We start from the raw sequence: 2,827 nt of genomic DNA, 5'->3' as shown, positions 1-2,827 counted from the left end.
CTTCACCGACTGACGCCCGGCCCCCGGCGCCCCGCGGGCGCCGGGGGCGCCCTCCGCCCCGCCGCGGGACGCGCCAACCGAAACGGACCGCGCCCGCGGCTCCGTTTCGGGCGTTCCGGGCACGATCGGAGCGTTGTGCGGCCGTCCGGCACCCAAGCACAGAAACATCGCGGACCCGCCCACCCCCACACAACCCCCACGTCGCAGCGGCACACACGACGCCGCGTCACGAGGCTCACACCCGCCCGGTGACGCGTCCTTGTACGTTTCAGTCTCTGGCACAGGCCAGAATTACGGACATGGCCCGTACTACTTCCCGTCCCCCCGAGGATCTCGCCGAGAAGATCATCGACATCGACGTCTCCGAGGAGATGCGCGGCAGCTTCCTGGAGTACGCCTACTCGGTCATCTACCAACGCGCGCTACCGGACGCGCGCGACGGTATGAAACCGGTGCAGCGGCGCATCCTCTACCAGATGAACGAGATGGGGCTGCGGCACGACCGCGGCCACGTCAAGTGCGCCCGCGTCGTCGGGGACGTGATGGGCCGCCTCCACCCCCACGGCGACACCGCCATCTACGACGCGCTCGTGCGCCTGAGCCAGCCCTTCGCCATGCGCGTGCCCCTGGTGGACGGCCACGGCAACTTCGGCTCCCTGGGCGGCGACGACGCGCCGGCCGCCATGCGCTACACCGAGGCGCGCCTGGACCGCGCCGCCGAGCAGCTGGTCGCCTCCATCGACGAGAACGTCGTCGACTTCCGGCCCAACTACGACGGCCAGGAGACCGAGCCCGAGGTCCTGCCCGCCGCCTTCCCGAACCTGCTGGTCAACGGCGCCTCCGGCATCGCGGTGGGCATGGCCACCAACATGGCCCCGCACAACCTGGGCGAGGTCGTCGCGGCCGCCCGCCACCTGATCGCCCACCCCGAGGCCACCCTGGAGGAGCTCACCGAGTTCGTCCCGGGCCCGGACCTGCCCACCGGCGGCACCATCGTCGGCCTGGACGGCATCCGCGACGCCTACCGCAGCGGCCGGGGCACGTTCAAGACCCGCGCCACCGTCTCCATCGAGAAGGTGTCCGCGCGCCGCACCGGCCTGGTGGTCACCGAGCTGCCCTACAGCGTGGGCCCGGAGAAGGTCATCAGCCGGATCAAGGAGCTGGTGCAGTCCAAGAAGCTCCAGGGCATCTCGGACCTGAAGGACCTGACCGACCGCACGCAGGGCCTGCGCCTGGTCATCGAGCTCAAGAACGGCTTCAACCCCGAGGCGGTCCTGGAGGAGCTGTACCGGCTCACGCCGATGGAGGAGTCCTTCGGCATCAACAACGTGGCCCTCGTGGACGGCCAGCCCCAGACGCTGGGACTGCGCGAACTCCTCGAGGTCTACGTCAACCACCGCCTCGACGTGGTGCGCCGCCGCAGCGAGTTCCGCCGAGCCAAGCGCCAGGAGCGCCTGCACCTGGTGGACGGCCTGCTCGTGGCCCTGCTGGACATCGACCGGGTCATCTCCCTGATCCGCGAGGCCGAGGACACCGCCGCCGCCCGCGAGTCGCTCATGGGCGCCTACGACCTGTCGGAGATCCAGGCCCGCTACATCCTGGAGACCCCGCTGCGGCGCCTGACCCGCTTCGACCGGATGGAGCTGGAGACCGAGCGGGACAAGCTCAACAAGGAGGTCGACGCCCTCACCGCGGTCCTGGAGTCGGACAAGAAGCTGCGCCGCCTGGTCTCCAAGGAGATGGGCGACGTCGCCAAGGAGTTCGCCACCCCGCGTCGCACGCAGCTGCGCGAGAGCGACGGCGTGGCCCGCAGCGCGGTGATCCCGCTGGAGATGGCCGACCAGCCCTGCCACGTGCTGATGGGCGTGCACGGCGCGATCGGCCGCAGCAAGGGACCCTCGGTGCCGCGCGTGTACGAGGGCCTGCGCACCCGGCACGACGCGGTCCACGTGTCCGTCCCCACCACCTCGCGCTCCGCCGTGGGCCTGGTCACCGACCTGGGCCGGATGATCCGCGTGCCGGTGGTGGAGCTGCCGGAGCTGCCCGACGAGGGCGGGGACAGCCCGCCGCTGGCCTCGGGGCTGGACGTGTCCGAGTTCGTCCAGCTCGACGGGGACGAACGGGTGGTGTCGGTGGTGTCCATGGACGCCTCGGGTCCCGGCTTCGCCCTGGGCACGCGCGGCGGCGTGGTCAAGCGGGTCTCCCCCGACTACCCGCCCAACAAGGACGACTTCGAGGTCGTGGCGCTCAAGGACGACGACCGCGTCGTGGGCGTCACCCAGCTGTCCACGGGGGAGGAGGACCTGGCCTTCATCACCTCCGAGGCCCAGCTGCTGCGCTTCTCCGCGAGCGCCGTACGGCCCCAGGGGCGGCCCGCGGGCGGTGTGGCGGGCGTGCGCCTGTCGGAGGGGGCGCGGGTGCTGTGGTTCGGCGCCGTGCCCAGTCCGCAGGACTCGGTGGTGGTCACCGTCTCCGGCTCCTCCGGCGCCCTGGAGGGCACCCAGGCCGGTTCGGCCAAGGTCACGCCCTTCGAGGCCTACCCGGTCAAGGGCCGCGCCACCGGCGGCGTGCGCTGCCACCGCTACCTCAAGGGCGAGGACACCCTGCTGTTCGGATGGATCGGCCGCTCCCCCGCCCGCGCCGCGCGCGCGGACGGCAAGCCGGTCCGCCTGCCCGACCCGATCGACCGTCGGGACGGGTCCGGTGACGCGCTGCCCCGCGCGATCGTTACTGTAGGTAGCGGACAGACCGACTCCGGGATCACCGTTCCCGGAGCGAAAGCCTGACTCGTCTCGGAGAGCGCCGCGCGCACCGGATCCGTCCGGTG

At 71.8% G+C, this 2,827-nt stretch carries 1 protein-coding gene; it reads left to right on the top strand.

Annotated elements, in window-relative coordinates:
- Window positions 1–299 precede the first annotated feature (299 nt).
- Window positions 300–2,786, top strand: a complete 2,487-nt coding sequence (locus DQW06_RS24410) for a DNA topoisomerase (ATP-hydrolyzing) subunit A (protein ID WP_013154316.1) — start codon at window positions 300–302, stop codon at window positions 2,784–2,786.
- Window positions 2,787–2,827 lie beyond the last annotated feature (41 nt).

Source organism: Nocardiopsis sp. TNDT3, from assembly GCF_003427465.1.
In the GTDB taxonomy this organism is placed as follows: Bacteria; Actinomycetota; Actinomycetes; order Streptosporangiales; family Streptosporangiaceae; genus Nocardiopsis; species Nocardiopsis dassonvillei.
This window is presented reverse-complemented; position numbering and strand designations above follow the sequence as displayed.

Bases quoted from the DNA above. Each gene is read 5' to 3' on its own strand.
- DQW06_RS24410 (WP_013154316.1), top strand. From the start codon at position 300: ATGGCCCGTACTACTTCCCGTCCCCCCGAGGATCTCGCCGAGAAGATC.